We start from the raw sequence: 26009 nt of genomic DNA on the forward strand, positions 1-26009 counted from the left end.
CAGGTTAGTCGTCTTCTCCGACACCTCGGCCGTAGCGTGCTTCGATCTCGCGAAAGCGTTCCAGGGCGTCGACAGCGTGTACACCGTCACGGGCCTGCACGGCGACCACGGCGAGATACTCGTCGCCGGGAAGCTCGAGATGTGCCCAGGGCGCGTCGTGTGGGAACGAGATGCCGTGCACCTGATTCCAGTGGAAGTGTTTCTCCTGGAACATATTCCGAACTGCGATACCGCTCGCACCGGCGCGCAGACGCGGTCGAGTGAAGAGCAGTACCCCGGCTGCGACCACGAGCCCGATCATGACCATCGCGACCTGATCGGCGACACGCAGGTGCACACCGGTGTCGCCGCCCGCCCGCAGGACGACGGCGGCGCCGATGTGTGCAACCACCAGGAACCCGGCGACGACCTGCGCCGCCACGGTCATCTTGCGAGCGCGGACGTCGAGTTCCCACTCGGTGTCGGTTGCTGCAGTCACGGCGCGACTCCTCGGAGCCGCCGTAAGGTGACGGCGGTATCGAGTGCGGCCGCGCACGCCTGGCCGCCCTTGTCCTCGACCGAGTCCGGCAGGCCCGCACGGTCGAGTGCCTGCTGCTCGGTGTCGGTGGTGAGCACACCGTTGCCGACGGGAGTGCCCTCGTCGAGGGTTATGCGCGTCAACCCGTAGGTGACCGCGTCGCACACGTACTCGAAGTGCGGGGTCCCGCCGCGGATGACGACACCCAACGCGACCACAGCATCGTGGGTACGGGCGAGTTGCTGCGCGACCACGGGCAGTTCGATCGCGCCGGCGACTCGCTCGACGGTGACGTCGGTGACCCCGACGTCCTCGGCGACGCGCTGTGCCCCGGCGATGAGCGCATCGGAGATCGCGGTGTGCCAGCGTCCCGCGACGATCGCCAGACGCAGACCGGCGGCGTCCGCGAGTTGCAGATCGGGCAGCCCTTCACCGCTCATCAGGCGTCCCCGGCCTCGTAGTCGTCGAGCCCGATCAGGTCGTGACCCATCCGGTCGCGCTTGGTACGCAGGTAGGTGAGGTTCTCCGCGTTGGCGCGCAGCGGCATCGGGACACGCTCGGTGATCTGCAGGCCGTACCCGTCCAACCCGACCCGCTTGGCCGGATTGTTGGTGAGCAGCCGCATCGACGCGATACCGAGATCGACGAGGATCTGCGCGCCGATGCCGTAGTCGCGGGCATCGGCCGGCAACCCGAGTTCCAGGTTCGCGTCGACGGTGTCGGACCCGGCGTCCTGCAACTGGTAGGCCTGCAGCTTGTGCATCAGACCGATACCGCGGCCCTCGTGGCCACGCATGTAGAGCACGACACCGCGGCCTTCCGCCGCCACCATCTCGAGTGCAGCGTCGAGCTGCGGACCGCAATCGCAACGCAGCGATCCGAACACGTCACCGGTCAGGCATTCGGAGTGCACGCGCACGAGCACGTCCGCACCGTCCCCGTCGACTCCGGCGAGGTCGCCGCGGACGAGCGCGACATGCTCGACCTCGTCGTAGATGCTCTGGTAGCCGACCGCGGTGAAATCACCGTGGCGGGTGGGGATGCGGGCCTCGGCGACACGCACGACATGCTTCTCGTGCTTGCGGCGCCACGAGATGAGATCAGCGATGGAGATCAACGCGAGATCGTGCTCGTCGGCGAACACCCGCAGCTCATCGGTGCGGGCCATGTGGCCCTCGTCCTTCTGCGAGACGATCTCGCAGATCACCCCTGCCGGACGCAGATCCGCCATGCGCGCGAGGTCGACGGCGGCCTCGGTGTGGCCGGGACGGCGCAGCACGCCACCTTCCTTGGCACGTAGCGGCACGACGTGTCCGGGACGGGTGAAGTCCAGCACGGTCGAATCGGGGTCGGCGAGCAGCCGCATCGTGGTGGCGCGGTCGGACGCCGAGATACCGGTGCCGACGCCTTCCTTCGCGTCGACCGTGACCGTGTACGCGGTCCCGTGCTTGTCCTGATTCGTGGAGTACATCGGGGGCAGACCGAGCCGGTCGCAGTCGTCGCCGTCGAGCGGCACACACAGATAACCGGAGGTGTAGCGCACCATGAACGCCACAAGTTCGGGAGTGGCCTTCTCCGCAGCGAAGATGAGGTCGCCCTCGTTTTCACGGTCTTCGTCGTCGACCACGACGACCGCCTTACCGGCGGCGATGTCGGCGACCGCGCGCTCGATGGTGTCGAACCTCGTCACTTGCCCTGACTCCAAATCTTCTAGTCGGACGACTCGTGCTTCGCGTCCACTGTCCTGCTCCACAGTACGACCTGTCACCGAGCGTTCTGCAGTCGCTCCACGTACTTCGCGATCACATCGACCTCGAGGTTCACGGTGGTGCCCGCCTCGGCGCCACCGAGTGTGGTCAGCGACAACGTCGTCGGGATCAGCGAGATCTCGAACCATTCGTCGCCGGGCTCGCCGCCGAGCGCCGAGACCGTCAGCGACACACCGTCGACAGTGATCGATCCCTTCTCGACGACGTACCTGGAGATGCTCGCGGGCAACGAAATCCGGACGACCGTCCAGTTCTCGGAGGGCGTGCGAGAGATCACGGAGCCTGTGCCGTCGACGTGCCCCTGCACGATATGACCGCCGAGGCGGCTGTCGACCGCCGCTGCGCGTTCGAGGTTGACACGGCTTCCCGCGGCCAGATTGTCGAGGCTCGAGCGGTTCAGTGTCTCCTGCATCACGTCCGCGGTGAACGAGTCCTTATCGAGCACATCGACGACGGTCAGGCACACCCCGTTCACGGCGATCGAGTCGCCATGCTTGGCGTCGGTGGTCACCACAGGTCCGCGCACAGTGAAACGCGCGGCGTCCGTGAGGTCTTCGCGCGCCACGATTTCACCCAGTTCTTCGACGATGCCGGTGAACACGTTCGGCTCCTTCACTCCCGGTCGAAAACCAGGTTCAGCAGTCCCGATCCGGGACGAGGGTCATGAGGACATCGGCGCCGACGGTCTCGACGCGCTCCCGACGAAACCGTAGCGCCTCGGTGATCGTTGTGACGCCCGCATCCTGCACAGCGGCAGTCCCGGCCCCGAGCACAACCGGCGCCACGTACGCCTGGATGCGGTCGACGCGACCGGCAGCGAGGAACGCCCCGGCGAGACGCGGGCCGCCCTCGATGAGCACATCGGGGTGGTCGGAGAGCGCAGCGAGGACCTCGTCGATGTCATGAGTGCGCAGCACGAGGGTGGGTGCGCTGTCGTCGAGCACCCGTGCATCGGTGGGGAGGTCGCTGAACCCGACGACCACCCGCAGGGGCTGATGCGGTGCGAGGTCGCCGTCGGGCAGACGCGCGGTCAGCCACGGGTCGTCAGCGAGGACGGTGCCGGTACCCACGACGATCGCATCCAGCCGGCTGCGCTCGTCGTGCACCCGTGTGCGGGCGTCCGGGCCGGAGATCCACTGGCTGGTTCCGTCGGCGGCCGCACTGCGCCCGTCGAGCCCCGCCGCGTATTTCCAGGTCACGTGCGGACGGCCGGTGCGTTGCTGGTGCAGCCACGCACGCAGCGTGCCGTGCGCCACGGCGTCGGCGCCGAGACCTTCGTGGACCGCGATGCCTGCGGCACGCAACGTGGCCGCACCGCCTTCGGCGACCGGGTTGGGATCGGCGATCGCGTAATGAACGGCCGCAATTCCGGCCTCGATCAAGGCGTGCGCGCACGGCCCCGTGCGACCGGTGTGGTTACAGGGTTCGAGGGTGACGACAGCGGTGCCACCGCGCGCCCGTTCCCCGGCGGCCGCGAGTGCACGCACTTCGGCGTGCGGACCGCCGGGGGGCGCGGTGGCACCGACCCCGGCGATGCGACCGTCCACGTCGATAATTGCCGCACCCACCGGCGGGTTGGGGCTCGTCGTCCCACGAACGGCTTCCGCGGCGTCGAGCGCGAACTGCAGCGCTTCGGCGAGTTCCGGTGCGGTCACGGCGCGAGGGTCAGGTGCGCCGAGGCCTTCGCGGCCTGCGCACGCAGCTTGCGCACCGCTTCGCCCGGGTCCTCCGCGCCGTAGACCGCGGAGCCGGCGACGAAGCAATCGACACCGGCTTCGGCGGCGGCCTCGATGGTGTCCGCGTTGATCCCACCGTCGATCTCGACGATCAAGCGAAGTTCGCCGGAATCCACGAGCCGCCGCACCGCGCGGGCCTTGCCGAGCACGTCGGGGATGAACGACTGGCCACCGAATCCTGGTTCGACACTCATCACGAGGAGCGTGTCGAATTCCTTCAGGAGTTCGAGATACGGCTCGATGGGTGTGCCGGGCTTGACGGACAGTCCCGCCTTTCCACCTGCTGCACGAATATCCCGCGCGACGGCAACAGGGTCGTCGGTGGCCTCGGCATGGAAGGTGACGTTGTGTGCACCGGCTTCCGCGTACGGGGGCGCCCACCTGCCCGGATCCTCGATCATCAGGTGGCAGTCGAGAGGGATGTCGGTTGCCTTCAGCAACGACTGCACGATCGGCAGGCCGAGAGTCAGGTTCGGTACGAAATGCGCGTCCATGACATCGACATGCAACCAATCGGCGCCGGCGACGGCCTGAGCCTCGTCGGCGAGGCGTGCGAAATCCGCGGACAGGATGGAGGGGGCAATCATCGGGTGGGCCACATCGGTCGAGTCTAGTGCGCGCGGTGACGTCCGTGTCGGTGCGGGCACGACACTGAATCGGGGACTTTCTGCCCTGGTCAGCGTGCCGACGGGATGGTTCCCTGAAGGAAGGTCACGGTACTGTGCCCGCTACCGCGGGTAATCCGCCGAACTCGGCGAGGTGCCATCCGACCTTGTCCACCGCACCATCTCGGTCGCGGTCGCCTCAGCGCCGCAGGGGGGTGCTCCGGTGATCGCGACCGCGGTGCGGTCGTAGAGGATGCGCGCTCCGCACCGGAGATCGCATCGGTCGACGGGCACGACGCACGCAACGTCGATCACGCCGGCACGCCGGTGGGTTGTGCGCGCCCCAATCCCACCGCACGAGTTGCCTGCACCAAGGAACGGGCCGCTCGTGCGGCGAAGGAATCCGACACCGGAATCCGCACCGGACGTATCCGGCCGTTGTGGATCGCCGTGAACCGCCACCCCTCCACGGTTCGAACCGCAACGATGGTGTTGCGGGTCAGTCGCCGTTTCGGCGGTTGCGACCGCCATGCAACGACGACCGAACCGGTACCGTACAGCAGCGCGACATCGTCACCGAGGTGACGTATCGAGTCGATCTCGCCGACCAGGGCGCTACCGAACAGCACACCTCGGAACAGCGCGTCGTGGGATTCGACCACCGCCCCGCGCCCGATGATTCGGGTGCCGTCGAACGAGACATAGTCGCAATCCTCGGTGAAGCACGCACCGTAGGCCTCGGCGTCGCCGTCGGTCCACGCTCGGCACATCCGATCGAACAGACCCCTGAGCTGAGCATCATCGGTCATGATCATTCTCCTTTCCTCTCGATATCGCCTCTGCGCGCATGATCGCGGCCCGTCGGTACGAGAATTCGATGCTGCGGGAGAGGAACTCGGCAATAGTGGCGAGTTCGTGATCGTCGAATCCCGCGACCAGGCCGGCAGCGTCGTCTCGGATGCTCCCGAACACCTCGGCGATCTCGGGCGAGGCATCGAACACCGGACGCAAGATCTGCTTACGCCCGTCACGAGGGTCGGGCTCACGTGTCACGTGCCCCGCCTTCTCCAGCCGCGCGACGACCCCGGTGACCGCGCCAGTGGTCAACCCTGTGATTGCCGCCAACTCGCTGCCGGTCATCGCCCCCCTCTCGTACAGCAGATCGAGGCACTTGTGGTCGGTGGGACCGAGCCCGAGCCGTTCGGCAACGGCGTGATGAAACAGGACAGTGGCCGTGCTCAACCGACGGGAGAGATCACTCGTGACCACGTCGGCCAGATCGCCGCGGCCCTCCCACATCGACCCGTTCACATCTCCCCCTTCCGATTTCACTTAGCATCTAAGCTACTTGGTAAATATGTTTGCGACAAGGGCGAATGTCTTCCGGGAGCGCCAGGGTGCGCCCATACTCGAACGCAACCGACGAAGGAGGCACCGATGCGCGCTCCAGATTCGACATCCCTGTCCGGCCGAACCATGATCATGTCCGGAGGCAGCCGAGGGATCGGCCTCGCCATCGCGCTGCGCGCCGCGCGCGACGGCGCCAACATCACACTGATCGCCAAGACCGACACCCCGAATCCGAAGCTTCCGGGCACCATCCACACCGCCGCCGCAGAACTCGAGCGGGCGGGCGGGCGGGTGCTGCCGTTCGTCGGCGACATCCGAGACGACGACGCCGTGGCCGATGCCGTCCAGCAGACGGTCGCACGGTTCGGCGGAATCGACGTGGTCGTGAACAATGCCTCCGCGATCGACCTGTCCCCCACTCCCGATATCGCCATGAAGAAGTACGACCTCATGCAGGACATCAACTGCCGCGGCACATTCCTGCTGTCCAAGTTGTCGATTCCCGCGCTGCGCGACTCCGCGAAGGCCGGGCGCAACCCGCACATCCTCACGTTGTCTCCACCGCTGAACCTCTCACCCAAGTGGGCCGGCGGCCATCTTGCCTACACAATGGCCAAATACGGGATGAGTTTGACGACACTCGGACTCGCCGAGGAACTGAGGAGCGACGGCATCGGGGTCAACTCGTTGTGGCCGCGCACAACCATCGCCACCGCTGCGGTGCGCAACCTTCTCGGCGGTGAAGACATGGTGAATTCGTCACGGACACCGGACATCTACGCCGACGCCGCGCACGTGGTTCTCACGTCGCCGAGTCGCGAGGCGACCGGCAACTTCTACATCGACGACGAAGTGCTCGCGAACGCCGGCATCACCGATCTCGAGCGATACCGAGCGGGCGACGGCGAACTGCAGCTCGATCTGTTCCTCGACTGACCGCGCGTCGACTACCGTGACATTCCTCCGTTCACACGGGTTTCCGTAGGTCGTCGAAATGCGGAAACCCAGAGAGATGGAGGAAAGTTCGGGCGTCGCGGTGCTGCCGGAGTCTCGGAGTCACAGGCCGCGGGCGAGCGCATCGAACCGGTCTATGTCCTCGCGGCGACAGACGTGGCTGCCCGCAGTGAGCAAGGCAGCCGTGCCGCAGGCGACACCCAGCGACAACGCGTCGCGCAGCGACCGGTCCTGCAACAATCCCACGACGAGCCCCGCGACCATGCTGTCGCCGGCCCCGACCGCGCTGCGCACCTCGACGTCGAGGGCAGGCACCTGCACCGCGTCGTCGGCAGTGACCATGATGGCGCCGTCCGCACCCAGCGACACCACGACGACCTCCGCGACACCACGTTCGATGAGCTCGCGGGCTGCGCCGATCCGGTCGTCCGACGAGGGGAGGTCGTGACCGACCCATTCGCACAGTTCGTCCAACGATGGTTTGACGAGGAACACACCCGATTCGATGCTCGCGAGTGCGTCGCCCGAGGAATCGAGTACGAATCGCGCGCCGGCGTCGCGGGCTGCATCAGCGACCTTCCGCACGAAGGTGCCTGGCACGCCGGGCGGGAAGCTTCCGCTGGCGACGACGTATTTCGCGTCCTTCGCCACCTTGGTCAGCGTGGCGAGGCACTCTCCCTGCTCCGCGACAGTCAGTTCCGGGCCCGGGGTGACGAACCGGTATTCGAGACCGCTCGTACGGTCGATCGCGGTGAAGCATTCCCGGGTGTCGTCGGCGATGGGAACGATGTGTTCTTCGACATCATCGTCGTCGAGTAGCCCGCTCATCTGTTCGCCGCGCGCACCCCCGGCCGGATACACCGCTGCGGCCGACACACCGAGCACGCGGGCGACCTTCGCGACATTCACCCCGCCCCCGCCGGCGTCGTAGAACGGCTCGTCGCACCGGAGTTTCCGGGTGTGCACCACGTGGTCTGTGAACGTGGTGACATCGAGGGCAGGATTCATGGTCAGCGTGACGATGTCGGGCATATGCGAACCTTATGGGCAGCGCTGCGCACACGTCGACTCACGTCGCGGGAGACCGCGCGCCTGCAGCAGCGACGCTTGTCCTATCGATCAGCGGTGTAGCGCAGCAGGGAGACGCCGCTCGGGAAACCTCGGGCCTCGATCAGCTGGAGACTCGACGTCTGGTACCCGTCGGGGAACAGCCGTCTCCCCCTGCCCTGAACGGTGGGATAGACGAACAGTCGGTACTCGTCGACCAGACCGGACTCGATCAGGCCGTGGGTCAGCATGATGCTGCCGGTAACGACGATGTCGCGGCCCTTCTGTTCTTTCAGTGCCTGCACCCGGGCGCTCCAGTCACCGGTGAGCACGGTCGAGTTCTGCCATTGCGGATCGGCGAGAGTCGAAGAGACGACGTACTTCTCGATGCGGTTGAGTTCGTCGGTTATCCCGGTTTCGTCGTCGGTCTGCTCGGGCCAGAAGCTACGAAAGTCCTCGAAGGTTCGCCGACCGAGCAGGATCGCGTCGGAGTCCTCGGACTGTAAGCGGGTTGCGTCCAGCACTTCGGGGTCCTGGCCTGTCGGATCGAACCAGTCGCCGAGCATCTCGATGGCACCGTCAACGGTGATGTTCTGGGTGATCGCAAGTGTCCTCATATCGAGTATCGACCCATGCGGGACTGCAGAATCATCGCTGCAGCAGCAGCCGCGACAGAGCAACTGCGGATCGGTTTCAGCGTCCTCGTCGTACCGCTCCGTCCCGCACCATGGCTCGCAGCGCAGGTCGCCACTCTGCAGCATCTGTCCGGCAACCGACTACAACTCGGCGTCGGCTCAGGCGGCTTTCCCGACAACCCGTTCTGGCACGCCGTCGGAGTACCGGGCCGCGATCGTGGCCGGGTGACCGACGCGATACTCGACATGTTGCCGCGGCTGCTCATCGGAGAGCCGGTCGAACTGAACGGTTCGCTTCCACCGCTGGTCCAGGCACCGGCAGCGATGATGCCGCCCCTGCTGGTCGGCGGTACAGAGCACGCGTTCCGCAGAGTCCTGAGGCACGGTGCGGACTGGTTCCCGTCGCTGATCTCCCCGGCGGGGCTTGCCCGCGCGGTCGAGCGGCTGCGCGAGACGGCCGTCGAACGCGGGGTGCCGATGCCGGGAGTCACCGTCGGCGGTCACCTCATCGTGGGCGACGACGCGAACGCCCGCGGGGCCCACGATGCCTTCGTACGCAACCTCGTGGAAGTACACGGGCTCCCACCGGAGCAGGCGCCGAGCGTCCCGATGCGTGCACGCACCCCGCACGAACTCGCCGAGGTGTTCGCCGAATTCCATGCGGCGGGCGCCGACCGGTTGCCGCGGCCCGCGCAGTACTCTGAGCGTGTTCGACCTGCCCAGGGCGCATCGGAAGCAAGCAGCGGACCGCAGTCGAGTCAGGCCGCGCTCACCGCGGCGACCTGGCGCTTGGTCTTCTTGCCGCGCCCCTTGCTCCGGCACGCGACGGCAGAGCCGAGCATGAGCAACCGCATCGACCGTGCGGCAGCCTCGACGAGCAGATCATGTCCGTTGGCTACGGCGTCCTCGAGTTTCATCGGAACGGGGATGATCGAGGCGATCGCGCCGATCCCGACGTCGTGCACGTCCGGGGCGCCGCGGCCGAGCGACCCGGCGAGCGCAAGCACCGGAACCCCGACCTGCTGAGCGCGCCGCGCGATCTCGGCGGGCACCTTGCCGTGCGGTGTCTGGAAGTCGATGCTTCCCTCCGCGGTGATGATCAGGTCGGCGCGGGCGACGAGAACGTCGAGGTCGATGCCGGACAGTCCGCTGTCGAGCAGCACGTCGAAACGGGACGCGATACGTGCCCCGGCGAGCGCTGCGAGTCCCGCGCCGAGCCCACCGGACGCCCCGGTTCCGGGACCGGTCCGGATATCGAATCCGGTAGTAGTGCAGTGTTGTTCGAGCATCTCCGCCCACCTGTCCAGCGCGGCGGAGAGTTCGTCGACCTGCGTGGGAGTCGCGCCCTTCTGGGGACCGAACACCCGGGCGACCCCCCGCGGCCCGCACAGCACGTTGTGGGTGTTGCCGGCCAGGACGATCTCGGCGTCGGCGAGGGCCGGGTGCAGGGCATCGAGGTCGAGTCGATCGGCTCGCACGAGGTGGCGGCCGCCGTCGGGAAGATCATGTCCGTCCCGGTCGAGGATCCGAACGCCGAGCGCGCGCAGGGCGCCGGCGCCGCCGTCGCTGGTTCCGGAGTCACCGCATCCGACGACGATGCGGCGGATCCCGTCGTCGAGCACAGCGGCGATGAGTTCGCCGACACCGCGGGTGGTGGTCGCGCCGGGGTCGCGGCGGTCGCCGGGCACGAGTCGCAGGCCGGCGGCCGAAGCCATCTCGACCACTGCGGTGCCCGTGGAGGCACCTCCGAGTCGTGCCCACTGCGCGACGACAGGCTCGCCGACGGGGCCGGTGACCGTGGCCGGAACGAGAGTGCCGCCGGTGGCTGCCGCGAGGATCTCGGCGGTGCCCTCCCCTCCGTCCGGGATCGGGACGGCGTCGACGGCGACGCCGGGCAGCGCCCTCCGGACCCCTATGGCGATCGCCGACGCAACGGAGGGCGCGTCGAGACTCTCCTTGAATCCGCTGGGTGCGACAAGAATTCGGTGCGGAACCTTCAGTGCCATTACGCCACTCCTATCGATGAGGGGAGAACAATTCAGTGGGTGACCACGGGTGGAATCATGGGAACAGCGGCATGCCGAGCAGCGGCCACACGAACCAGGCGAACAGAAGCACCAGGGCCGCGCTGAGCGGGCCGAGCACCGCGGACAACCGCAGCAGGTCCTTGCTCGTGTAGGTGGGAACGTCCGGCACCGACGAGAACAGCGTCACCGGTTTCGCGGAACTGGGCAATGTATGACAGAAGCCGGCTGCGGCGGTCGAGAGGAATGCTGCCGCGAGCGGATCGACGCCGACGGTGGGTGCGAGCGCCACGACCACGGGGATGAGCACCGCAGACCGTGCCGAACGCGACTGGATCACCAGGTGCGCGGCGGTCGAGATCACGACGACGACCACGATGAACAGCGGTCCCGCCGCCGCGCCGCGTGAGGTGAGCGGACCGAACGCGGTGGTTGCGAGCCAGTCCGCGGCGCCGCTGGTCGTGAGCGCGGTGCCGATCGACAGGGTCGCGGCCATGAACAGCAACAGTGTCCACGGCACGGTCTTCAGCGCGGCTCCGAGCTTCACGGATCCGTAGCGCGGCGACGTCGCGACGAGCGCACCGAGCAGCGCCACCACAGCGGGATGGATGCCGTGCAGCGGTTCGGTGCACCACAGCACGGTCACGACGGCGAGCAACAGCGCCGACCGGGACTCGGCGACGGTCAGTGGACCGGTCACCGGGGTCGAGGATTGCGCGCCGACGTCCTCGGCGGTGATCGAAAGGTGCCGGCGACGGTCGTCGGCGTCGGTGAACATCCACAGCACCAGTTCCGCCGCAGCGTGCGACGACACGATCGCGAGTGGCAGTCCCAGCAGCATCCACGTCGCGAAATCGAATCCGCTACCGATGGCGGTGGTGACGATCTGGCTGGTGATCAGGTGTGCGCCGGCACCGAGCAGCGATGCCACGGCCGACAGCAGGATCACGGTCGGGAACAGCAGCGCCAGGCCTCGCACCAGCCGGGGACGGTCCGCCAGGACGGTGGCGATCGCGACGAAGACCGGCAACGCAATCGCCGCGCGCCCCGATGTCGACGGCACTGCGAACGCGGTCACCACGAGCGCCGCGGTCACCAGGTGGATCAAGGCACGTGGGGTGCGGGCGCCCGTGAGGAGAAACGCGGCGCCGCGGGTGGCGAGGCCCGAGGAGGCAACGCCGGCGGCGATGACGAACGCCGACAGCAGCAGCCAGACGATGTCGTCGCCGAGCGTGGCGAAGAGCGCGTCGGCGTGGGTGACTCCCACGACGGTGAGGGAGGCGGCAGCGCCGAGCGCCACATAGGTGTCGTCGACGCGGGTGAAGATCCACAACCACACCGCAATCACGAACACGATCAGGGTGACGGCCGCGTCCGCGCTGAGAGCGACATCGGTGCGTGCGAGATGCACGATGCCGGCGCACATCACGATGAGGACGAGGAGGGCAGCGAGACGGCCGGGTCCCGGACGACGTCGGACGCGCGGAGCTGGCGCCGGCGGGGACGTCGGGACGCGCGGCGGTGTGGTGGCGTAATAGGTCATCGCAGCCGGTATCCCGCTCCGCGAATCGTCTCGACGCGGTCGCCGCCGATCTTGTTGCGCAACGCCCGCACGTACACGTCGACGACGTTGGAGGCCGGGTCGAAGTCGTAGCCCCACACGTGCCCGAGGATCTGTTCGCGGGAGAGCACCTGCCCGCGATGCCGCAGGAACACCTCGAGGAGCGAGAATTCGCGGCTGGTGAGGTCGACGGTGGCACCGCCGACCTCGACGCGGCGGGTCCGCAGGTCCAGTGCAAGATCGCCGTCGCCCAGCATCGACGTCGGGTCGGTCGCGCCGGCGTCGCCGATGCGGAGCCGGATCCGGGCGAGGAGTTCGGCGAACTGGAACGGCTTGCTCACGTAGTCGTTGGCGCCGCCCTCGAGTCCGGCAACGGTATCGGTGACGCTGTCGCGGGCGGTGAGCACGATGACGGGAGTCCGGACCCCTTCGCCCCGGAGCCGGTCGAGCACGGTGAACCCGTCCATCTTGGGCAGCCCGATATCGAGGATGACGAGGTCGAACGCGTCACTGCGGGCCAGCAGCAGCGCCGTGTCCCCATCACCTGCATGGGTGATGGTGTAGCCGGCGGCGCGCAGTCCCTTCTCCAGGAAGGCAACGATGCGCGTGTCGTCTTCGGCGATCAGGATGCGGCTCACGAGGTTACGGTCTTTCGGGAATCGGGTGCGGATTCGGCGTCGTGGGGTTCCGGATCGGCTTGTTCGCGGTGGTCGGTGGCGCGGAGCCGGAGATCGGGGTCGTGTGCGGGGAGATCGACGCCGAAAGTGGCGCCCTCTCCCGGGATGCTGTCGACCCACACCGAACCGTGGTGGGCGTCGGTGATAGCACGCACGATCGCCAATCCGAGTCCCGCACCGCCGCGTTCGGGTGCGGGTCCGCCCACGTCTGCGGGTGCAGGGTTGCCGCGCCGGAAACGCTCGAATATGCGGCTCGTGTCCTCCGGTGCCACGCCGGGGCCGGTGTCTCGTACCCACACACGGAACAGACGCCGGCCGTCGTCGTCGACGAATGCGGATCCGAACTGGATCACATCGCCGACGTGAGTGTGAGAGACGGCGTTGGTGGCGAGCTGCAACGCAGCCTGGGTGACACGCTGGCTGTCGATGTCGGCGACCCCCTCCGCCACTTCCATGAGCTGCCAGTCGCGGGTGCCGAGCATCTGTGCCTTGGCTTCGATGTCGAGTGTCAGGTCGGTCACGTCGACCTCGCGGCACGTCACGAAGTCGGGGCGTTCGGCCTTGGCAAGCACCAACAGGTCACTGACGATGCGGGCCATGCGATCGAGTTCGTCCTCGACGAGGCGAAGGGTCGCGGCGCGGGTGGTGGCATCGACGGTCCGGTCGAGCTCCATTACCTCGAGGTGCCCGCGGATCACGGTGATCGGCGTGCGCAGCTCGTGTCCGGCGTCGTCGACGAACCGTTGCTGGGTGTCGTGGGCTTGTTCGAGGCGATCGAGCATCGAGTTGAAGGTCTCGGCGAGCGCGGCGATGTCGTCGCGCCCGTGGACAGGTACCCGGCTGATGAGATCCTTCTCCCCGATCGCTGCGGCGACCTCGCGCACCTGCCTGATCGGGGCGAGGATCTGGCCGGCGACGAGCCAGCCGATTACTGCGGTGAGTCCGAGCCCACCGACCGCGACGAGCGCGATGGTGCGGATGGTCTCGCCGACCTGCGCTCGTTGTTCGGCGGTGAACACCGCGACGATCAGCGCGCCGTCGTTGTTACCCGAGGTGACGTCGGAGCGGGCCCACCGGACCCGGCCTCCCTCGACGTCGATGACGCCCGAGTTGGTGGGTGTGCCGAGCATCTGGTCGAAGAGCTTTCCGTCCTCGGTCAGGCCAGGCGGCAGGTCGGGTCGATCGAGTGCGATACGCCGGTCGAACAACAGGTCACCACCGACGACCCCGACGATCACCTCACCTTCCGAGGTGTGCTGCCGGTTCAGGTACACCTCGAGCATCCGGTCGACGGAAGTGAACGGTGCAGCGGTGGTCGGGTCGACACCGACGGCCGCGAACGCGCGGAACTCGTCGATCTCTTGCGTGATGTCGGCGTTCGCGTCGTGGTCGACATCGTTGAGCAGCAGCGCACGGGTCGTCACGACGACCGACACCAGTGCGACGGCGGTGGTGAGGAGAATCCACGTGAGGATGCGCCAGCGGGCCGGGAGCGCGGATCCTCGCGGTTGCCTCTCCTCGTCACTCGTCATCGTCGTCCCAGTCGTCGTCATCGTCCCAGCCGTCATCGTCCCAGTCGTCGTCATCGTCATCGTCCCAGTCGTCATCCCACTGCGTCGCAGGAGCGGGAAGCGGCTGACGTTGCACATCGGAGATCTGCGGAGATGCAGGGGGCGCCGTGTTCGCCGCCGGCGGCGTGACGGGCTCCACCGTGGGAACCGGGGCGGGGGGTACTACGTCGGGACCCGGCGCGATGGGCTCCCCGACGCTGCCGGGACCGGGTGACGACGAGTGCGTACCGGGAACGTAGTCAGCGTCGCCGGGGCTGCGTGGATCGACGGACACGGTGATCGATGCATTTCCCACGTCCGGGGATCCGGCGTGGCCGCCGAGCAGCTGGCCGGCCCATGCGAGGCCGGCGGGGATCACCAGGAGGGCCACCAGTGCGGATATCCGCTTCGCGACTGCCATGGCAACTATGTTCTATCGCTGTGGTGAACAGTTCGTGAAACGAAAATGAGGGAGTCTTCATCTTCGGCGGTGCAGCTCGTTCGGACGCTGCGGCCTCGAGGCGCGCTGGTCCCGGTTGTCGAGTCCGAGCGCGACAAGGGCACCCAGCAATCTGCACAATGGCATCAAGACCGCCACGGCATCCCCGACCGGACTCCCGGCCAAAAGGTCCACCGCGATGATCGCCGACAGCAGACCACCGACCACTCCGACGCCCACCCTGCGCACGGGTCGGTCAATTCCGGTGGGATACGTCACGGCCGGTGCGGGCGCCCGTGACGAGGTAAGCGACGCATCCCGTGACGAGTCCCCACAGTGCGTTGACCACGAGCATGGGGACGATTGCGATCGGGTGGATGCGCCCTAGGCCGACCACTGCGATCCAGACGGCGGAGATCACGACGGTCAGCAGGATCGGAACGACCGGTGACCGGTCGACCGCGCACGCACCTCTGGGATCGAGGTGACCACCGACTTCACGGTCGCGCCGGAAGATCTGGCCGCACCGATCGATACGGTGGCCTCCGCACCGCAATCCGGACGGTCGCAGCCGGGGACTCGTTGTTGTCCCCGACCATTGCCACGAAGGTGATGGATTACCTCACGGCACAACCGGATCGCGCAGTGAAACCGGAACTGCCCGACCCGCTCACCCGACCGGGAACGCGACGTCCTGACCCGAGTGGGTGTCGGCGAATCGGGCGTGGTCGTGCCCGGCGTCGACCCCTAGTAGCGGCCCGCACCCCCGAGTGCGGTGTCGTTACTCCGCCGGCTTGCGCAGCGCCGCCATGAACATCGCATCGGTTCCGTGCCGGTGCGGCCACAGCTGTACACCCGGCCCCTCACCGAGCTCCGGCACCCCGGGCACGAGTTCCCGTGTGTCGAGTTCTTCGACACCGTGGCGGCGCACCGCATCGGCAACGATCGCCACCGTCTCCGAGACGTGCGGCGAGCACGTCGAATACAGTACGACGCCGCCGGGCCGCAGCATTTCGATCGCGGACGTGAGGAGCTGCTTCTGCAGGCGCACCAGGTCGGCGACGTCGCCGGGCTGGCGGCGCCACCGCGACTCGGGCCGGCGACGCAGTGCACCGAGCCCGGTGCAGGGTGCGTCGACGAGAATACGGTCGTAGCCGGGGTCGAGCCCGGGATCGCGTCCGTCGGCCACATGCACGGTGACCGGCATGCCGCGGGTGGTCTTGCGGACCAGTTCTGCGCGGTGTTCGATCGGTTCGACGGCGTCCACTGTGAATCCGTCGAGGTCGGCGAGCGCACCGAGCAGCGCCGCCTTGCCACCCGGGCCGGCGCACAGGTCGAGCCAGCGCCCGCCGTCGTCGCCGGTGACCGGTGCGAGGGTCAAGGCCCGTGCGACGAGTTGGCTGCCCTCGTCCTGCACGGCTGCCATGCCCTCGCGGACGGGTTCGAGCCGTCCGGGATCACCGTGATCGAGGTGCACTGCGTACGGCGACCACTGTCCTTGTTCCCCGCCGGTGATGAGGGCCAGTTCCTCTGCGGTGATGATTCCGGGGCGCGCAACGAGATGCACGATTGGTCGGGCATCGTCGGCGGCGAGCACCTCGGCGAGTTCACCGGCGTCCGCGCCGAGCGCGTGCGCGAAGGCCTGGGCGATCCACACCGGGTGCGCGTACCTGAACGCGAGATGCCCGACGGGATCACGGTCGGCGTCCGGCGCGAGTCGCTCGATCCACTGGTCCTCGGTCTGCTCCCCCACCCTCCGCAGCACTGCGTTGACGAATCCCGCGCGGCCCTGGCCGAATTCGGTGCGCACCAGATCCACACTGGTAGCAACGGCGGCATGGTGCGCGACTCGAGTACGCAGCAGTTGGTAGGTACCCAGACGCAACACGTCGAGCAGCGCACCGTCGATCTCGTCGACCGGACGCTGCGCCGCCGATTCGATGACGGCGTCGAGTAGGCCCTGCGCGCGGGCGGCGCCGTAGGTCAGTTCCGTGGCGAGCGCCGCATCGCGAGAATCGAGTTTTCGTTCGCGCAGCAGGGCGGGCAACACCAGGTTTGCGTAGGCGTCGCGCTCACGGACCGCGCGGAGCACGTCGCGGGCTGCCGTGCGCGCCGGGTCCATCGCGGACTGCGACGGTCGACGCGCCTGACGCGGCTTCGCGTTGCGATCTCCGGTACCCGTACCGGGTCGCCGAGCGGGCCTACGGGATTCGGTCACTGTGCACGCACCTTCTCGTCGAGGCGGGCGCCGCGCGCCCAATCTGCGGCGGCCATCGCCTTCTTACCGGGTGGCTGAACAGTCCCGAGCCGGACCGCGGTGGTCGCCGTCCCGATGAACAGACCGTCCTTGCGCGCGAGGATCTCACCCGGTTCGAGGGTCTCGTCCGTCGCAGCGACCGGTCCGATCTTCACGCGCAGGTCGCCGATCATCGTCCACGCGCCGGGCGCTGGGGTGACCGCACGGATGTGCCTGTCCACGACGTGCGAAGGAAGAGTCCAGGTGACACGGGCCGCATCGACGGTGATCTTCGGCGCCAGTGAGACACCGTCGGTGGGTTGGGGTACAGGACCGAGGATGCCGTCGGCGATGCCGTCGAGGGTCGACTCGAGGAGGACAGCGCCGGCGTCTGCGAGGCGATCGAGGAGGTCACCGGCGGTGTCCGTGGAGCGGATGGTCTCGGTGACCACCCCGTAGACGGGGCCTGTGTCGAGACCGGATTCGAGCCGGAACGTGCTCGCGCCGGTGATCTCGTCTCCTGCGGCGAGTGCGGCCTGTACCGGTGCGGCGCCGCGCCACGCCGGGAGCAGCGAGAAGTGCAGGTTGACCCATCCGTGGGCGGGTATGTCGAGGACGTCCTGCGGGATCAACGCGCCGTACGCGACGACCGGGCAGCAGTCGGGTGCCAACTCGGTCAGGCGGGTCACGAACTCTGGGTCGCGCGGCGAGCGTGGGGTGAGCACCTCGATGCCGTGCTCGTCGGCGAGCCGGCCCACGGCCGACCGTACGGCTTTGCGCCCGCGGCCTGCGGTGGTGTCGGGGCGGGTCACCACCGCCACGACCTCGTGCCGGTCGGACTCGATCAGTCGGCGAAGCGACGGGACAGCGGGTACGGGTGTGCCCGCGAATACGACGCGCATGTCAGCCGACCACCGCTTCGACTCGAGGTGGTGCGGTGGGGCGGGGTCCGTCCGGACGTGTCACGAATACTGCTCCCGAATCTCGACGACGATGATTCCCACAGTCTAGGGAGTCGACGGGTGGCGGATCGGAGGCAGCCGACTGTCGGCAACTCAGAAGTTGCTCTGGATGATCATCTCGGGGATTCCGGTGCCCAACGCCACGGGAACGCACTCGCCGAGACCGTAGCGGTCCGGATCCAGAGCATGCCGCATCAGGGACAGCGAGAACGGGTCGTAGACCATGTTGAAATGCCCGGTCAGGTTCGGCGGGCACAGCTCCTGGATCACGTAGTTCAGTGCGCCACTGCTGTGCAGTGCGACATTGCCGGGGGGCTGGATCACCTCGTCGACATTCGTGCCGATCGTCGTGTACCGCACTCCGGGCACCGTATCGGTGGGGGTGTTGACCTCGGCGAGCAGCTCCGAGCCCTCGAGTTGCTGGACGAGCGCTTCGGAGAACGACTCCTCTGCGATCTCCACCGCTCCGGGTATCAGCGCGGCAGCGGCACCGAGACCGTAGAAGGTTCCTCCGTAGCTCGGCGACGCGACACCTACCCAGCGGTCGACGACGTCGGCGCCGCCGAGTTCGTTGATGTAATAACGGGCGACAGTGGCGCCCTGCGAGTAGCCGAGGAGGTCGACCTCGTCGGCGCCGGTGGCCGCGCGGACGGTGTCGACGAATCCGCCGAGCTGGGCGGCGCTGACACGGATGTCTCCGGTGCCGTACTCCTCGTCGCCCGCGGCGAGGCCGTAGTTCAGGACGAACACGCACCAACCGGACTCCGCGAGCAATGGGGCGAGGGCAGCGAAGTCCGAGTAACTGTTGGAATCGGTGCCGTGCGCCAGGATCACCGGCTTGGGATGTTCGCTCGACGGCCGGCAGCTGAAGTCATTGGAGCCGGCCGGCGCTGCACCCCGGTGATTGTCGGCGTACTCGGCGGCCTCTGCGTGAGTGTGAACTACCGGACCGGGGGTCGAGGGCACGAACGCAGTGGAGCTTCCTGCAGGTTGGGCACCCGCTGGACCTGCGACGAGCGCGAGGCTGCACAGCGCACCCACAACTGCTGCACCCACCGTCCGATGTGTCCGCACAGCGCCTTCCTTCCTCTGAACCCGACCCGACACAATTGTGACCTGGAACAGTGGACCTGTCTCGCCGACAGGAGATTCCACAGGGAGAGAGGTAGGTCACCCGCGCCGCGCGGCTAGCATGTCGGGGTGGCAACGACCGGAGTGATCACCGTCAGTGCAGTCGTGTTGCGTAATGCGGAGGGCTCGTCGGTGTTGACCGTCCGCAAGCGCGGAACCGATCGCTTCATGTTTCCCGGCGGAAAGCCCGAACCGGGTGAGACGGCCGCCGAGACGTTGATCCGTGAGCTCGACGAGGAACTCGGCGTGCGTCTCGACCCCGCCGCCCTGCGACCGCTCGGAGTGTTCCGGGCCGCGGCCGCCAACGAAGCCGGTTTCGAAGTCGAGGCCACCGTGTTCGAACATCCGACGGTGCCGATCGGGGGGCCGGCCGCCGAAATCGACGAGGTGCGCTGGCTCGACCTCGGCCTCGACGACATCCCGGACGACATCGCGCCACTGACCGCACAGATGCTTCCCGCGCTGAGGGACGATCTGCGCGGGCACTGACCCCCGTCAGCCGATCTTCGGCGGGTCCATCTGGACGCGCAGCGGCCCGTTCGCTCGGCGTGCGGTGCGGGTCGCCTGCGCCTGTCGCAACGCCAGGCCGAGTTCCCGTCCACGGTTGCGGGCGACCCGGATGAGCATGCGGTGCACCTCGTCGGGTTCCGGATCGTCGGCGCTGAACGGCAGCCGCTGACCGGGCGGTAACGGAACCGGTCCCAGCACCTCCGCACCGTCGGGCAGATGTGTGGCCTCGATCAGTTCTGCCACCGCCGTCGCTCCCCCGTCGATCGCGGTCATGTGCACGGCGGGTGGGAAACCGACCTCGGCGCGCTCGGCGACTTCGTTGCGGGCATGCCCGACCGGATCCCAGCGCACCAGCGCCTGCACGGTCGGGATCCCGGAATCCGCGACCACGACGACCTGACCGCCATCCGAGAACGACCGCACCAGCGCCGACGCGGTGAGCCACCTGCGCATCGTCTCCTCCGTGGCCCGCAGGTCGGCGCGGCCGAGCAGCGCCCATCCGTCCAGCAGCAGCGCGGCGCCGTATCCGCCGGGCGCGACAGGTTCCGCGCCGACGGTGGAGACGACCAGCGCCGCACCTTCGGGTGCGACGGCTTTCACATCCGAGCCTCCCGAGGTCACCACCGGCACACCGGGAAACGCGCGGCCGAGTTCCTCTGCGGTGCGACCCGCCCCGACCACGACGGCACGCAACGATCGGGCACCGCAGGCATGACATCGATGGGTGGCGTCGGCGACTCCGCACCAGCGGCAGGCCGGCACCGCCGCACCGTCGGGTCCGCCCGCAGACGGCAGGGCAAGGGGCCCGTTGCAGCGGCGACACCGGGCGGGTGCTCGGCACTTACCGCAGGCCAGGGCGGGGACGTATCCGCGGCGCGGTACCTGCACCAGCACACCGTGCCCGGCACTGAGCGCGGAACGGGCTGCCGCGAAGGCGATCGCGGGGATCCGGGCGGCGCGGGCCGCGGGATCACGGGCCAAGGCCTGGTCACTATCGGCGAGCGCGGTGACCTTCGGTGCCCATGCGCGCAGCACCTCACGGGCCGGGACGAGATCGTGTGCCCACCCGGCCTCGACTAGCGCCTGGGTTTCCGCGGTGCGCGCGTGCCCGGCGACGACCACCGACGCACTGGTCGCGTGGGCGCGTAGCGCTGCCACCTCCCGGGCGTGAGGATAGGGCGAGCGTGGTTCGCAGTGCAGGTCGTCGCCGTCGTCCCAGATCACGATCAGTCCGAGGCGCGGTGTAGGTGCGAACACCGCGGCGCGGGTTCCCACGACGATGCGGGCCGAGCCGCGCAGCGCGGCGAGCCAACGTCGGTACCGTTCGGCGGGGCCGAGCCCGGCCGTGAGACCGACCACGTGGTCGGCGCCCGCCACTTCGATGCATGCCGCCAGGACCCGGTCGAGATCGCGCTGATCGGGTACGACGAGGACTGCGGCGCGGTCGGTGGACGAGACGACCGCAGCGAGTTCGGCGAGTCGACGCGGCCAGTCGTCCCCAGGGAGTACCTGCCACGCGGCGCGGGCAGCGCGACCGGCGCCGAGTGCTTCCAGGAAGTTTGCGCCGTGTCGGTAACGGGCCCATGCGGCGTGATCGATCTCGGGTGCCGGTGGCACCTCGGTGACGCGGGAGTCTTCGGCTTCGACGCGGGCGTGTCGCGGCGGCACCGCGAGCCGCAGGACATCAGCGCGGGTCCCGGCGTAGCGGGTGGCGACCTCGTCGGCGAGTTCGACGATCTCCTCGGTGAGGACCACCTCCGCAGACACCACACGGTCGAGCCAGCCCAGTTTGCCTGGATGGTCACTCGTGGCGACTCGGGCCAGGAGGAATCCGTCGACGAGGCGACCTGCGAACCGCACACGGACGCGGACGCCCGGTCGGGCGTCCGCGTCGAGGTCGTGCGGGATCAGGTAGTCGAATTCGCGGTCGAGATGCGGCAGCGGAAGCAGCGGAAGTATCCGCGCGACCGGGTCGGTCTCGGCAGCGCGGCGCGGCTCGGCCACCATTGCCCGTCGCCGGGTTACAGACCGGCAGCCGCGCGGAGCTTCTCGGCGCGGTCGGTGCTCTCCCACGGCAGGGAGATGTCGGTGCGGCCGAAGTGGCCGTACGCGGCGGTCTGCGCGTAGATGGGGCGCAGCAGGTCGAGGTCGCGGATGATCGCGCCGGGACGCAGATCGAACACCTCGCCGATAGCCTGCTGGATCTGCGCGGGATCTGTCTTCTCGGTGCCGAAGGTCTCCACGAACAGGCCCACGGGCGCGGCCTTGCCGATGGCGTAGGCGACCTGCACCTCGATGCGGTCGGCCAGTCCTGCGGCGACGGCGTTCTTCGCGACCCACCGCATGGCGTATGCGGCCGACCGGTCGACCTTCGACGGGTCCTTGCCGGAGAATGCGCCGCCACCGTGGCGGGCCATGCCGCCGTAGGTGTCGACGATGATCTTGCGGCCGGTCAGTCCGGCGTCACCCATGGGACCGCCGAGGATGAACGACCCCGACGGATTGACCAGCAATCGGATGTCGGAGGTGTCGAGCTGCGCGAGGTTCGGGTCGGCCAGCACGGCATCGACGACATGGGTGCGCAGGTCGGGTGCGAGCAGGTTGTTCAGGTCGATGTCCGCGGCGTGCTGCGTCGAGATGACGATGGTGTCGAGGCGAACGGGGGTGTCGCCGTCGTACTCGATGGTGACCTGGGTCTTACCGTCGGGCCGCAGGTACGGCAGCACACCGGTCTTGCGGACCTCGGTGAGCCGGCGTGCGAGCCGGTGCGACAGGGAGATCGGTAGTGGCATCAGTTCCGGGGTGTCCGAGCAGGCATAGCCGAACATCAGGCCCTGATCGCCGGCGCCTTGAAGCGCCACCTCGTCATCGGTCAGTGTGCCGGTGCGCGCCTCGTGGGAGACATCGACGCCGCCGGCGATCTCCGGCGACTGCGCGCCGATCGCGACGTTGACCCCACACGAGTTGCCATCGAAGCCTTTCGACGACGAGTCGTATCCGATTTCGAGGACACGATCGCGCACGATCTTGGGGATGTCCGCGTAGGCGGAGGTGGTGACCTCACCGACGACGTGGACCTGTCCGGTGGTGACGAGGGTTTCCACCGCCACGCGCGAGCGGGGGTCCTCGGTGAGCAGCGCGTCGAGGACGGAGTCGCTGATCGCGTCACAGATCTTGTCCGGGTGTCCTTCTGTCACGGACTCACTGGTGAAAAGCCGACCGCCGGTCTTGCTCACAGAACTCCCTCTCGACTGTTGGATGTAGCGCTGAACCGTACCTGGTGGAACACGAACGCTGCCGATCGGAACACATCCGACCATGTGCCGACGCTACTGCTCCCGGCGCGTCGGCGCGAGTGCTGAAAATCACTCGAGCACAAGTACCGAGTGAGTCCCGATCAACTGGACGGGGGAAGCAGCGGGCGCAACGCGTCGAGCACGCGACTGGCCATCAGAGCCTTGGATCCGTGCGCGAGCGCGGTCTCCGAACCGTCTGCCGCGAGCAGCCATCCGTCGTTGTGGTCGACTTCGAAGGCCTTGCCTTCGCCGACCGCGTTGACCACCAGCAGATCGCACCCCTTCCGGGCGAGCTTCGCACGGGCGTAGGTGAGGACGTCACCCTGCTCGTCACCGGTCTCTGCGGCGAACCCGACGATGACCGTCTCTGCCGACAGGGCGCCGCCGTTGCGGGAATTCACCAGGCCGGCGAGGATGTCGTCGTTCTTGGTCAGTGCGATCGAGTCCGGCACCCCCGCGCCTTTCTTGATCTTGCTGGTGGCGAAGGCCGTAGGGCGGAAATCGGCGACCGCGGCCGACATGATGACGGCATCGGCACCGACGGCGTGTTTGGCGACGGCGTCGCCCATCTGCTGGGCGGTCTGGACCCGCACCACGTCGACGGCGGCGGGATCGTCGAGTCCGGCGACCGCCCCGGCCACCAGGGTGACGTCGGCGCCGCGCTGCGCGGCGAGACGAGCGAGCGCGTAGCCCTGCTTGCCGGAGCTGCGATTGCCGAGAAAACGGACCGGGTCGAGCGGTTCACGGGTGCCACCGGCGGAGATCACCAGGCGACGTCCGGCGAGATCGCGGGGCAGCGCATCGGCACGCTCGAGCAGCAGCGAGGCGAGCGCGAAGATCTCATCCGGTTCGGGCAGGCGCCCGGCCCCGGTGTCCTTGCCGGTCAGGCGTCCCGACGCGGGCTCGACGACGATGTTGCCGCGGCGGCGCAGGGTGGCGACGTTCTCGACCGTGGCGGGATGTTCCCACATCTCGGTGTGCATCGCGGGCACGAACATCACCGGACAACGCGCGGTGAGCAATGTCGCGGTCAGCAGATCGTCGGCACGGCCCGACGCGGCGCGCGCCATCAGGTCGGCGGTCGCGGGGGCGATCACGACCAGGTCGGCCTCCTGACCGAGCCGCACGTGCGGCACCTGCGGCACATCGGTGAACACACCCGTGTGTACCGGGTTCCCCGAGAGTGCTTCGAAGGTCGCGCGCCCGACGAATTCCAGAGCGGATTCGGTCGGCACGACACGAACCTGGTGTCCGGACTCGGTGAGTGCACGAATCAGGGCACAGGACTTGTAGGCGGCGATGCCACCGGCAACCCCGACGACGACGCGACGGCGCCCGGAGTCCGGGGCGCCGTCGACAGCCGGAGCGTTCACTCGCCTTCGGTGTGCTCGAGCAGATCCGAGTGGATCTCGCGCATCGCGATCGACAGCGGCTTCTCCTGCAGGCCCGGCTCGACCAGGGGGCCGACGTATTCGAGAATGCCGTCGCCGAGCTGGTTGTAGTAGTCGTTGATCTGGCGGGCACGCTTGGCCGCATAGATCACCAGCGCGTACTTCGAGGACGCACGCTCGAGCAGCTCGTCGATCGGCGGGTTGGTGATACCCAGCGGGGTGTCGTAGACCGGGAGGGCGTTGCCCGCCATGTCGGTCGCGGCTGCCTGAATGCTGCTCACTCGGTGTTCTCCTGAGTATTGGCGGGATTGAAAAACTGTGGCGGACGCGCGCCCCGACCGCCCTCGACCGACGGGTCGGTCGTGAACATCGGCTAGGTGGCGTGGGGTCCAACCAACAAGGATACCAACTCTGCGCAAGCGCGGTCGACATCGTCGTTGACGATCACAATGTCGAACTCGTCCTTCGCGGCGAGTTCGGTGCGCGCGGTCTCGAGCCGGCGGGCCACCACGTCCTCGGATTCGGTGCCACGACCGGTCAGTCGCTCGACGAGCACCTCCCAGCTGGGCGGTGCGAGGAACGCGAGTGTGGCCTCGGGCATCGCGGCGCGGACAGCGCGGGCTCCGGCGAGGTCGACCTCGACGAGCACCGGCCGACCGGACGCGAGCGCTTCCTCGACGGGAGCCGCCGGGGTTCCTGATCGTTGCAGGCCACCGTGGATGTCCGCCCATTCGAGCAGATCGCCGCCTTCGATCATGCGATCGAAGGTATCCCGGGTGACGAAGTAGTAGTCGTGTCCCTCGACTTCACCGGGTCGCGGGTCGCGGGTCGTCGCCGACACGCTGAACAGCAGGTCGGGAACCAAGGTGCGCAGGACGCGCACGACAGTCGACTTCCCGACGGCGGAGGGGCCGGCCAGAACGACCAGCCGGCCCCTTCGCGTCTCGGGCGCGCTGTCCGACACGGGTTGTGCGTCAGCTACCACTGTGCTCAGGCTTCGAAATCGAACCTGGCAAGCAGCGCCTTGCGCTGGCGATCGCCGAGTCCGCGCAGACGGCGGGTCGGAGCAATCTCCAGTTCGGTCATGATCTCCTGCGCCTTGACCTTGCCGACCTTCGGCAGTGCCTCGAGCAGGGCAGACACCTTCATCTTGCCGAGGATCTCATCGCTCTCGGCATCCTTGAGCACCTGCTTGAGGTCGGTGCCGCCGCGCTTCAGGCGCTCCTTGAGCTCCGCCCGGACACGACGGGCAGCAGCCGCCTTCTCCAGAGCAGCGGCGCGCTGCTCGGCAGTCAGCTGGGGAAGGGCCACGGTTCCTCCGTCTCATCGTTGGAAAACAGTCTTCGACCGCTGTAACCAGCGGCGATAGCGACCGTACTCAGACGCGCCGACGATTGCGAACCCGACCCCCGCCGTTCCACTCGAATATCCGTGCGGTAGTGCATTCCGATCCCGTGGTCGCGAACCCGCAGGTCGACGCACGACCGGACCATCCAACATCTCCACTGTCGATGAAAAAGCCCTGGTGAGAGGCACGTCTTGTCGTGCGCGCCACGTCACCGCAGCTTGTGCACCCCAGCACCGCACATCGAGCGCGACCCGTTCGAAGCACAAGTTGA

27 protein-coding genes and 1 pseudogene are annotated in these 26009 nt (G+C 68.0%); 3 read left to right on the forward strand and 25 right to left on the reverse strand.

Going from position 1 to position 26009, the window contains the following annotated elements; genetic code table 11:
• Positions 1-4: 4 nt before the first annotated feature.
• The 8 genes from ACZ46K_RS19710 to ACZ46K_RS19745 form a co-directional block, all read right to left on the reverse strand.
• A complete protein-coding gene (locus tag ACZ46K_RS19710) occupies positions 5-478 on the reverse strand; it encodes a PH domain-containing protein (protein ID WP_464744292.1) in 474 nt (157 codons plus the stop codon).
• On the reverse strand, positions 475-957 hold the full coding sequence (gene ribH, locus ACZ46K_RS19715; protein ID WP_464744294.1) for a 6,7-dimethyl-8-ribityllumazine synthase: 483 nt from the start codon (positions 955-957) through the stop codon (positions 475-477). Before ribH ends, ACZ46K_RS19710 begins: the two co-directional genes overlap by 4 nt.
• The gene (locus tag ACZ46K_RS19720) at positions 957-2207 is read right to left on the reverse strand and encodes a bifunctional 3,4-dihydroxy-2-butanone-4-phosphate synthase/GTP cyclohydrolase II (RefSeq protein ID WP_054810745.1); all 1251 of its coding nucleotides are present in this window, start codon (positions 2205-2207) and stop codon (positions 957-959) included. Before ACZ46K_RS19720 ends, ribH begins: the two co-directional genes overlap by 1 nt.
• Positions 2208-2281: 74 nt before the next feature.
• The gene (locus tag ACZ46K_RS19725) at positions 2282-2887 is read right to left on the reverse strand and encodes a riboflavin synthase (RefSeq protein ID WP_054807530.1); all 606 of its coding nucleotides are present in this window, start codon (positions 2885-2887) and stop codon (positions 2282-2284) included.
• Positions 2888-2921: 34 nt separating this feature from the next.
• Positions 2922-3941, reverse strand: coding sequence for a bifunctional diaminohydroxyphosphoribosylaminopyrimidine deaminase/5-amino-6-(5-phosphoribosylamino)uracil reductase RibD (ribD, locus tag ACZ46K_RS19730; protein WP_464744296.1), 1020 nt, complete (start codon positions 3939-3941; stop codon positions 2922-2924).
• Positions 3938-4621 (reverse strand): ribulose-phosphate 3-epimerase, encoded by a 684-nt coding sequence (gene rpe, locus ACZ46K_RS19735; protein ID WP_464744298.1) that lies wholly within the window; start codon positions 4619-4621, stop codon positions 3938-3940. Before rpe ends, ribD begins: the two co-directional genes overlap by 4 nt.
• 317 nt (positions 4622-4938) lie before the next feature.
• Positions 4939-5436 (reverse strand): SgcJ/EcaC family oxidoreductase, encoded by a 498-nt coding sequence (locus tag ACZ46K_RS19740; protein WP_054807916.1) that lies wholly within the window; start codon positions 5434-5436, stop codon positions 4939-4941.
• Positions 5426-5938, reverse strand: coding sequence for a MarR family winged helix-turn-helix transcriptional regulator (locus ACZ46K_RS19745; protein WP_464744300.1), 513 nt, complete (start codon positions 5936-5938; stop codon positions 5426-5428). Before ACZ46K_RS19745 ends, ACZ46K_RS19740 begins: the two co-directional genes overlap by 11 nt.
• A gap of 126 nt (positions 5939-6064) precedes the next feature.
• Between ACZ46K_RS19745 and ACZ46K_RS19750 the strand changes: the two genes are divergently transcribed.
• The gene (locus ACZ46K_RS19750; protein WP_464744302.1) at positions 6065-6913 is read left to right on the forward strand and encodes an SDR family oxidoreductase; all 849 of its coding nucleotides are present in this window, start codon (positions 6065-6067) and stop codon (positions 6911-6913) included.
• Between the two features lie 120 nt (positions 6914-7033).
• Here ACZ46K_RS19750 and ACZ46K_RS19755 read toward each other — a convergent pair whose 3' ends face one another.
• Both ACZ46K_RS19755 and ACZ46K_RS19760 read right to left on the reverse strand, forming a co-directional pair.
• Positions 7034-7963 carry a 1-phosphofructokinase family hexose kinase gene (locus ACZ46K_RS19755; RefSeq protein WP_054810878.1) on the reverse strand — a complete coding sequence of 310 codons (930 nt, stop codon included), beginning with the start codon at positions 7961-7963 and terminating at the stop codon, positions 7034-7036.
• 80 nt (positions 7964-8043) lie between these two features.
• Positions 8044-8595 carry a dihydrofolate reductase family protein gene (locus ACZ46K_RS19760; protein WP_054810877.1) on the reverse strand — a complete coding sequence of 184 codons (552 nt, stop codon included), beginning with the start codon at positions 8593-8595 and terminating at the stop codon, positions 8044-8046.
• Positions 8596-8610: 15 nt separating this feature from the next.
• Between ACZ46K_RS19760 and ACZ46K_RS19765 the strand changes: the two are divergent.
• A pseudogene (locus ACZ46K_RS19765) lies at positions 8611-9201 on the forward strand (LLM class flavin-dependent oxidoreductase); the annotation flags it as partial.
• Positions 9202-9371: 170 nt separating this feature from the next.
• On the opposite strand, the gene ACZ46K_RS19770 reads toward ACZ46K_RS19765, so the two are convergent.
• From ACZ46K_RS19770 to ACZ46K_RS19810, 9 genes are all read right to left on the reverse strand, one after another.
• The gene (locus ACZ46K_RS19770; protein WP_464744304.1) at positions 9372-10619 is read right to left on the reverse strand and encodes a glycerate kinase family protein; all 1248 of its coding nucleotides are present in this window, start codon (positions 10617-10619) and stop codon (positions 9372-9374) included.
• A 55-nt stretch (positions 10620-10674) separates the two neighbouring features.
• Entirely contained in the window at positions 10675-12180 is a 1506-nt protein-coding gene (locus tag ACZ46K_RS19775; protein WP_464744306.1) for an SLC13 family permease, read from the reverse strand.
• Positions 12177-12836 (reverse strand): response regulator transcription factor, encoded by a 660-nt coding sequence (locus ACZ46K_RS19780; RefSeq protein ID WP_054811079.1) that lies wholly within the window; start codon positions 12834-12836, stop codon positions 12177-12179. The genes ACZ46K_RS19775 and ACZ46K_RS19780 overlap by 4 nt, the downstream gene beginning before the upstream one ends.
• The gene (locus ACZ46K_RS19785; protein WP_464744308.1) at positions 12833-14428 is read right to left on the reverse strand and encodes a sensor histidine kinase; all 1596 of its coding nucleotides are present in this window, start codon (positions 14426-14428) and stop codon (positions 12833-12835) included. Before ACZ46K_RS19785 ends, ACZ46K_RS19780 begins: the two co-directional genes overlap by 4 nt.
• Positions 14397-14846, reverse strand: coding sequence for a hypothetical protein (locus tag ACZ46K_RS19790; protein ID WP_464744310.1), 450 nt, complete (start codon positions 14844-14846; stop codon positions 14397-14399). Before ACZ46K_RS19790 ends, ACZ46K_RS19785 begins: the two co-directional genes overlap by 32 nt.
• 274 nt (positions 14847-15120) lie before the next feature.
• Positions 15121-15285, reverse strand: a complete 165-nt coding sequence (locus ACZ46K_RS19795) for a hypothetical protein (protein WP_464744312.1) — start codon at positions 15283-15285, stop codon at positions 15121-15123.
• A gap of 360 nt (positions 15286-15645) precedes the next feature.
• The gene (locus ACZ46K_RS19800; protein ID WP_464744314.1) at positions 15646-17082 is read right to left on the reverse strand and encodes an RsmB/NOP family class I SAM-dependent RNA methyltransferase; all 1437 of its coding nucleotides are present in this window, start codon (positions 17080-17082) and stop codon (positions 15646-15648) included.
• A complete protein-coding gene (fmt, locus tag ACZ46K_RS19805; protein WP_464744316.1) occupies positions 17079-18002 on the reverse strand; it encodes a methionyl-tRNA formyltransferase in 924 nt (307 codons plus the stop codon). Before fmt ends, ACZ46K_RS19800 begins: the two co-directional genes overlap by 4 nt.
• A 153-nt stretch (positions 18003-18155) precedes the next feature.
• Complete coding sequence (locus tag ACZ46K_RS19810; protein WP_464744318.1) at positions 18156-19118, reverse strand: esterase/lipase family protein; 963 nt, start codon at positions 19116-19118, stop codon at positions 18156-18158.
• Positions 19119-19262: 144 nt separating this feature from the next.
• On the opposite strand from ACZ46K_RS19810, the gene ACZ46K_RS19815 reads away from it, so the two are divergent.
• Entirely contained in the window at positions 19263-19682 is a 420-nt protein-coding gene (locus tag ACZ46K_RS19815) for an NUDIX hydrolase (protein WP_464744320.1), read from the forward strand.
• Positions 19683-19688: 6 nt separating this feature from the next.
• Here ACZ46K_RS19815 and ACZ46K_RS19820 read toward each other — a convergent pair whose 3' ends face one another.
• The 6 genes from ACZ46K_RS19820 to mihF form a co-directional block, all read right to left on the reverse strand.
• A complete protein-coding gene (locus tag ACZ46K_RS19820; RefSeq protein ID WP_464749410.1) occupies positions 19689-21707 on the reverse strand; it encodes a primosomal protein N' in 2019 nt (672 codons plus the stop codon).
• Between the two features lie 17 nt (positions 21708-21724).
• Positions 21725-22939: a methionine adenosyltransferase gene (gene metK / locus ACZ46K_RS19825; RefSeq protein WP_464744322.1), complete on the reverse strand. Its 1215-nt coding sequence runs from the start codon at positions 22937-22939 to the stop codon at positions 21725-21727.
• Positions 22940-23100: 161 nt separating this feature from the next.
• Positions 23101-24372, reverse strand: a complete 1272-nt coding sequence (gene coaBC / locus ACZ46K_RS19830) for a bifunctional phosphopantothenoylcysteine decarboxylase/phosphopantothenate--cysteine ligase CoaBC (protein WP_464744324.1) — start codon at positions 24370-24372, stop codon at positions 23101-23103.
• The gene (gene rpoZ / locus ACZ46K_RS19835) at positions 24369-24641 is read right to left on the reverse strand and encodes a DNA-directed RNA polymerase subunit omega (RefSeq protein ID WP_464749411.1); all 273 of its coding nucleotides are present in this window, start codon (positions 24639-24641) and stop codon (positions 24369-24371) included. The genes coaBC and rpoZ overlap by 4 nt, the downstream gene beginning before the upstream one ends.
• 122 nt (positions 24642-24763) lie before the next feature.
• On the reverse strand, positions 24764-25375 hold the full coding sequence (gene gmk, locus ACZ46K_RS19840) for a guanylate kinase (RefSeq protein WP_464744326.1): 612 nt from the start codon (positions 25373-25375) through the stop codon (positions 24764-24766).
• A gap of 5 nt (positions 25376-25380) precedes the next feature.
• Complete coding sequence (gene mihF / locus ACZ46K_RS19845; protein ID WP_054807928.1) at positions 25381-25701, reverse strand: integration host factor, actinobacterial type; 321 nt, start codon at positions 25699-25701, stop codon at positions 25381-25383.
• Positions 25702-26009 lie beyond the last annotated feature (308 nt).

The sequence above is a fragment of the Rhodococcus sp. JCM 9793 genome, assembly GCF_055380405.1.

Bases quoted from the DNA above. Each gene is read 5' to 3' on its own strand.
- ACZ46K_RS19785 (WP_464744308.1), bottom strand. From the start codon at position 14,428: ATGACGACGACTGGGACGACGATGACGAGTGACGAGGAGAGGCAACCG.
- ACZ46K_RS19790 (WP_464744310.1), bottom strand. From the start codon at position 14,846: ATGGCAGTCGCGAAGCGGATATCCGCACTGGTGGCCCTCCTGGTGATC.
- ACZ46K_RS19740 (WP_054807916.1), bottom strand. From the start codon at position 5,436: ATGACCGATGATGCTCAGCTCAGGGGTCTGTTCGATCGGATGTGCCGA.
- ACZ46K_RS19770 (WP_464744304.1), bottom strand. From the start codon at position 10,619: ATGGCACTGAAGGTTCCGCACCGAATTCTTGTCGCACCCAGCGGATTC.
- ACZ46K_RS19750 (WP_464744302.1), top strand. From the start codon at position 6,065: ATGCGCGCTCCAGATTCGACATCCCTGTCCGGCCGAACCATGATCATG.
- ACZ46K_RS19760 (WP_054810877.1), bottom strand. From the start codon at position 8,595: ATGAGGACACTTGCGATCACCCAGAACATCACCGTTGACGGTGCCATC.
- fmt (WP_464744316.1), bottom strand. From the start codon at position 18,002: ATGCGCGTCGTATTCGCGGGCACACCCGTACCCGCTGTCCCGTCGCTT.
- ACZ46K_RS19775 (WP_464744306.1), bottom strand. From the start codon at position 12,180: ATGACCTATTACGCCACCACACCGCCGCGCGTCCCGACGTCCCCGCCG.
- ACZ46K_RS19755 (WP_054810878.1), bottom strand. From the start codon at position 7,963: ATGCCCGACATCGTCACGCTGACCATGAATCCTGCCCTCGATGTCACC.
- rpoZ (WP_464749411.1), bottom strand. From the start codon at position 24,641: ATGGCGGGCAACGCCCTCCCGGTCTACGACACCCCGCTGGGTATCACC.
- ribH (WP_464744294.1), bottom strand. From the start codon at position 957: ATGAGCGGTGAAGGGCTGCCCGATCTGCAACTCGCGGACGCCGCCGGT.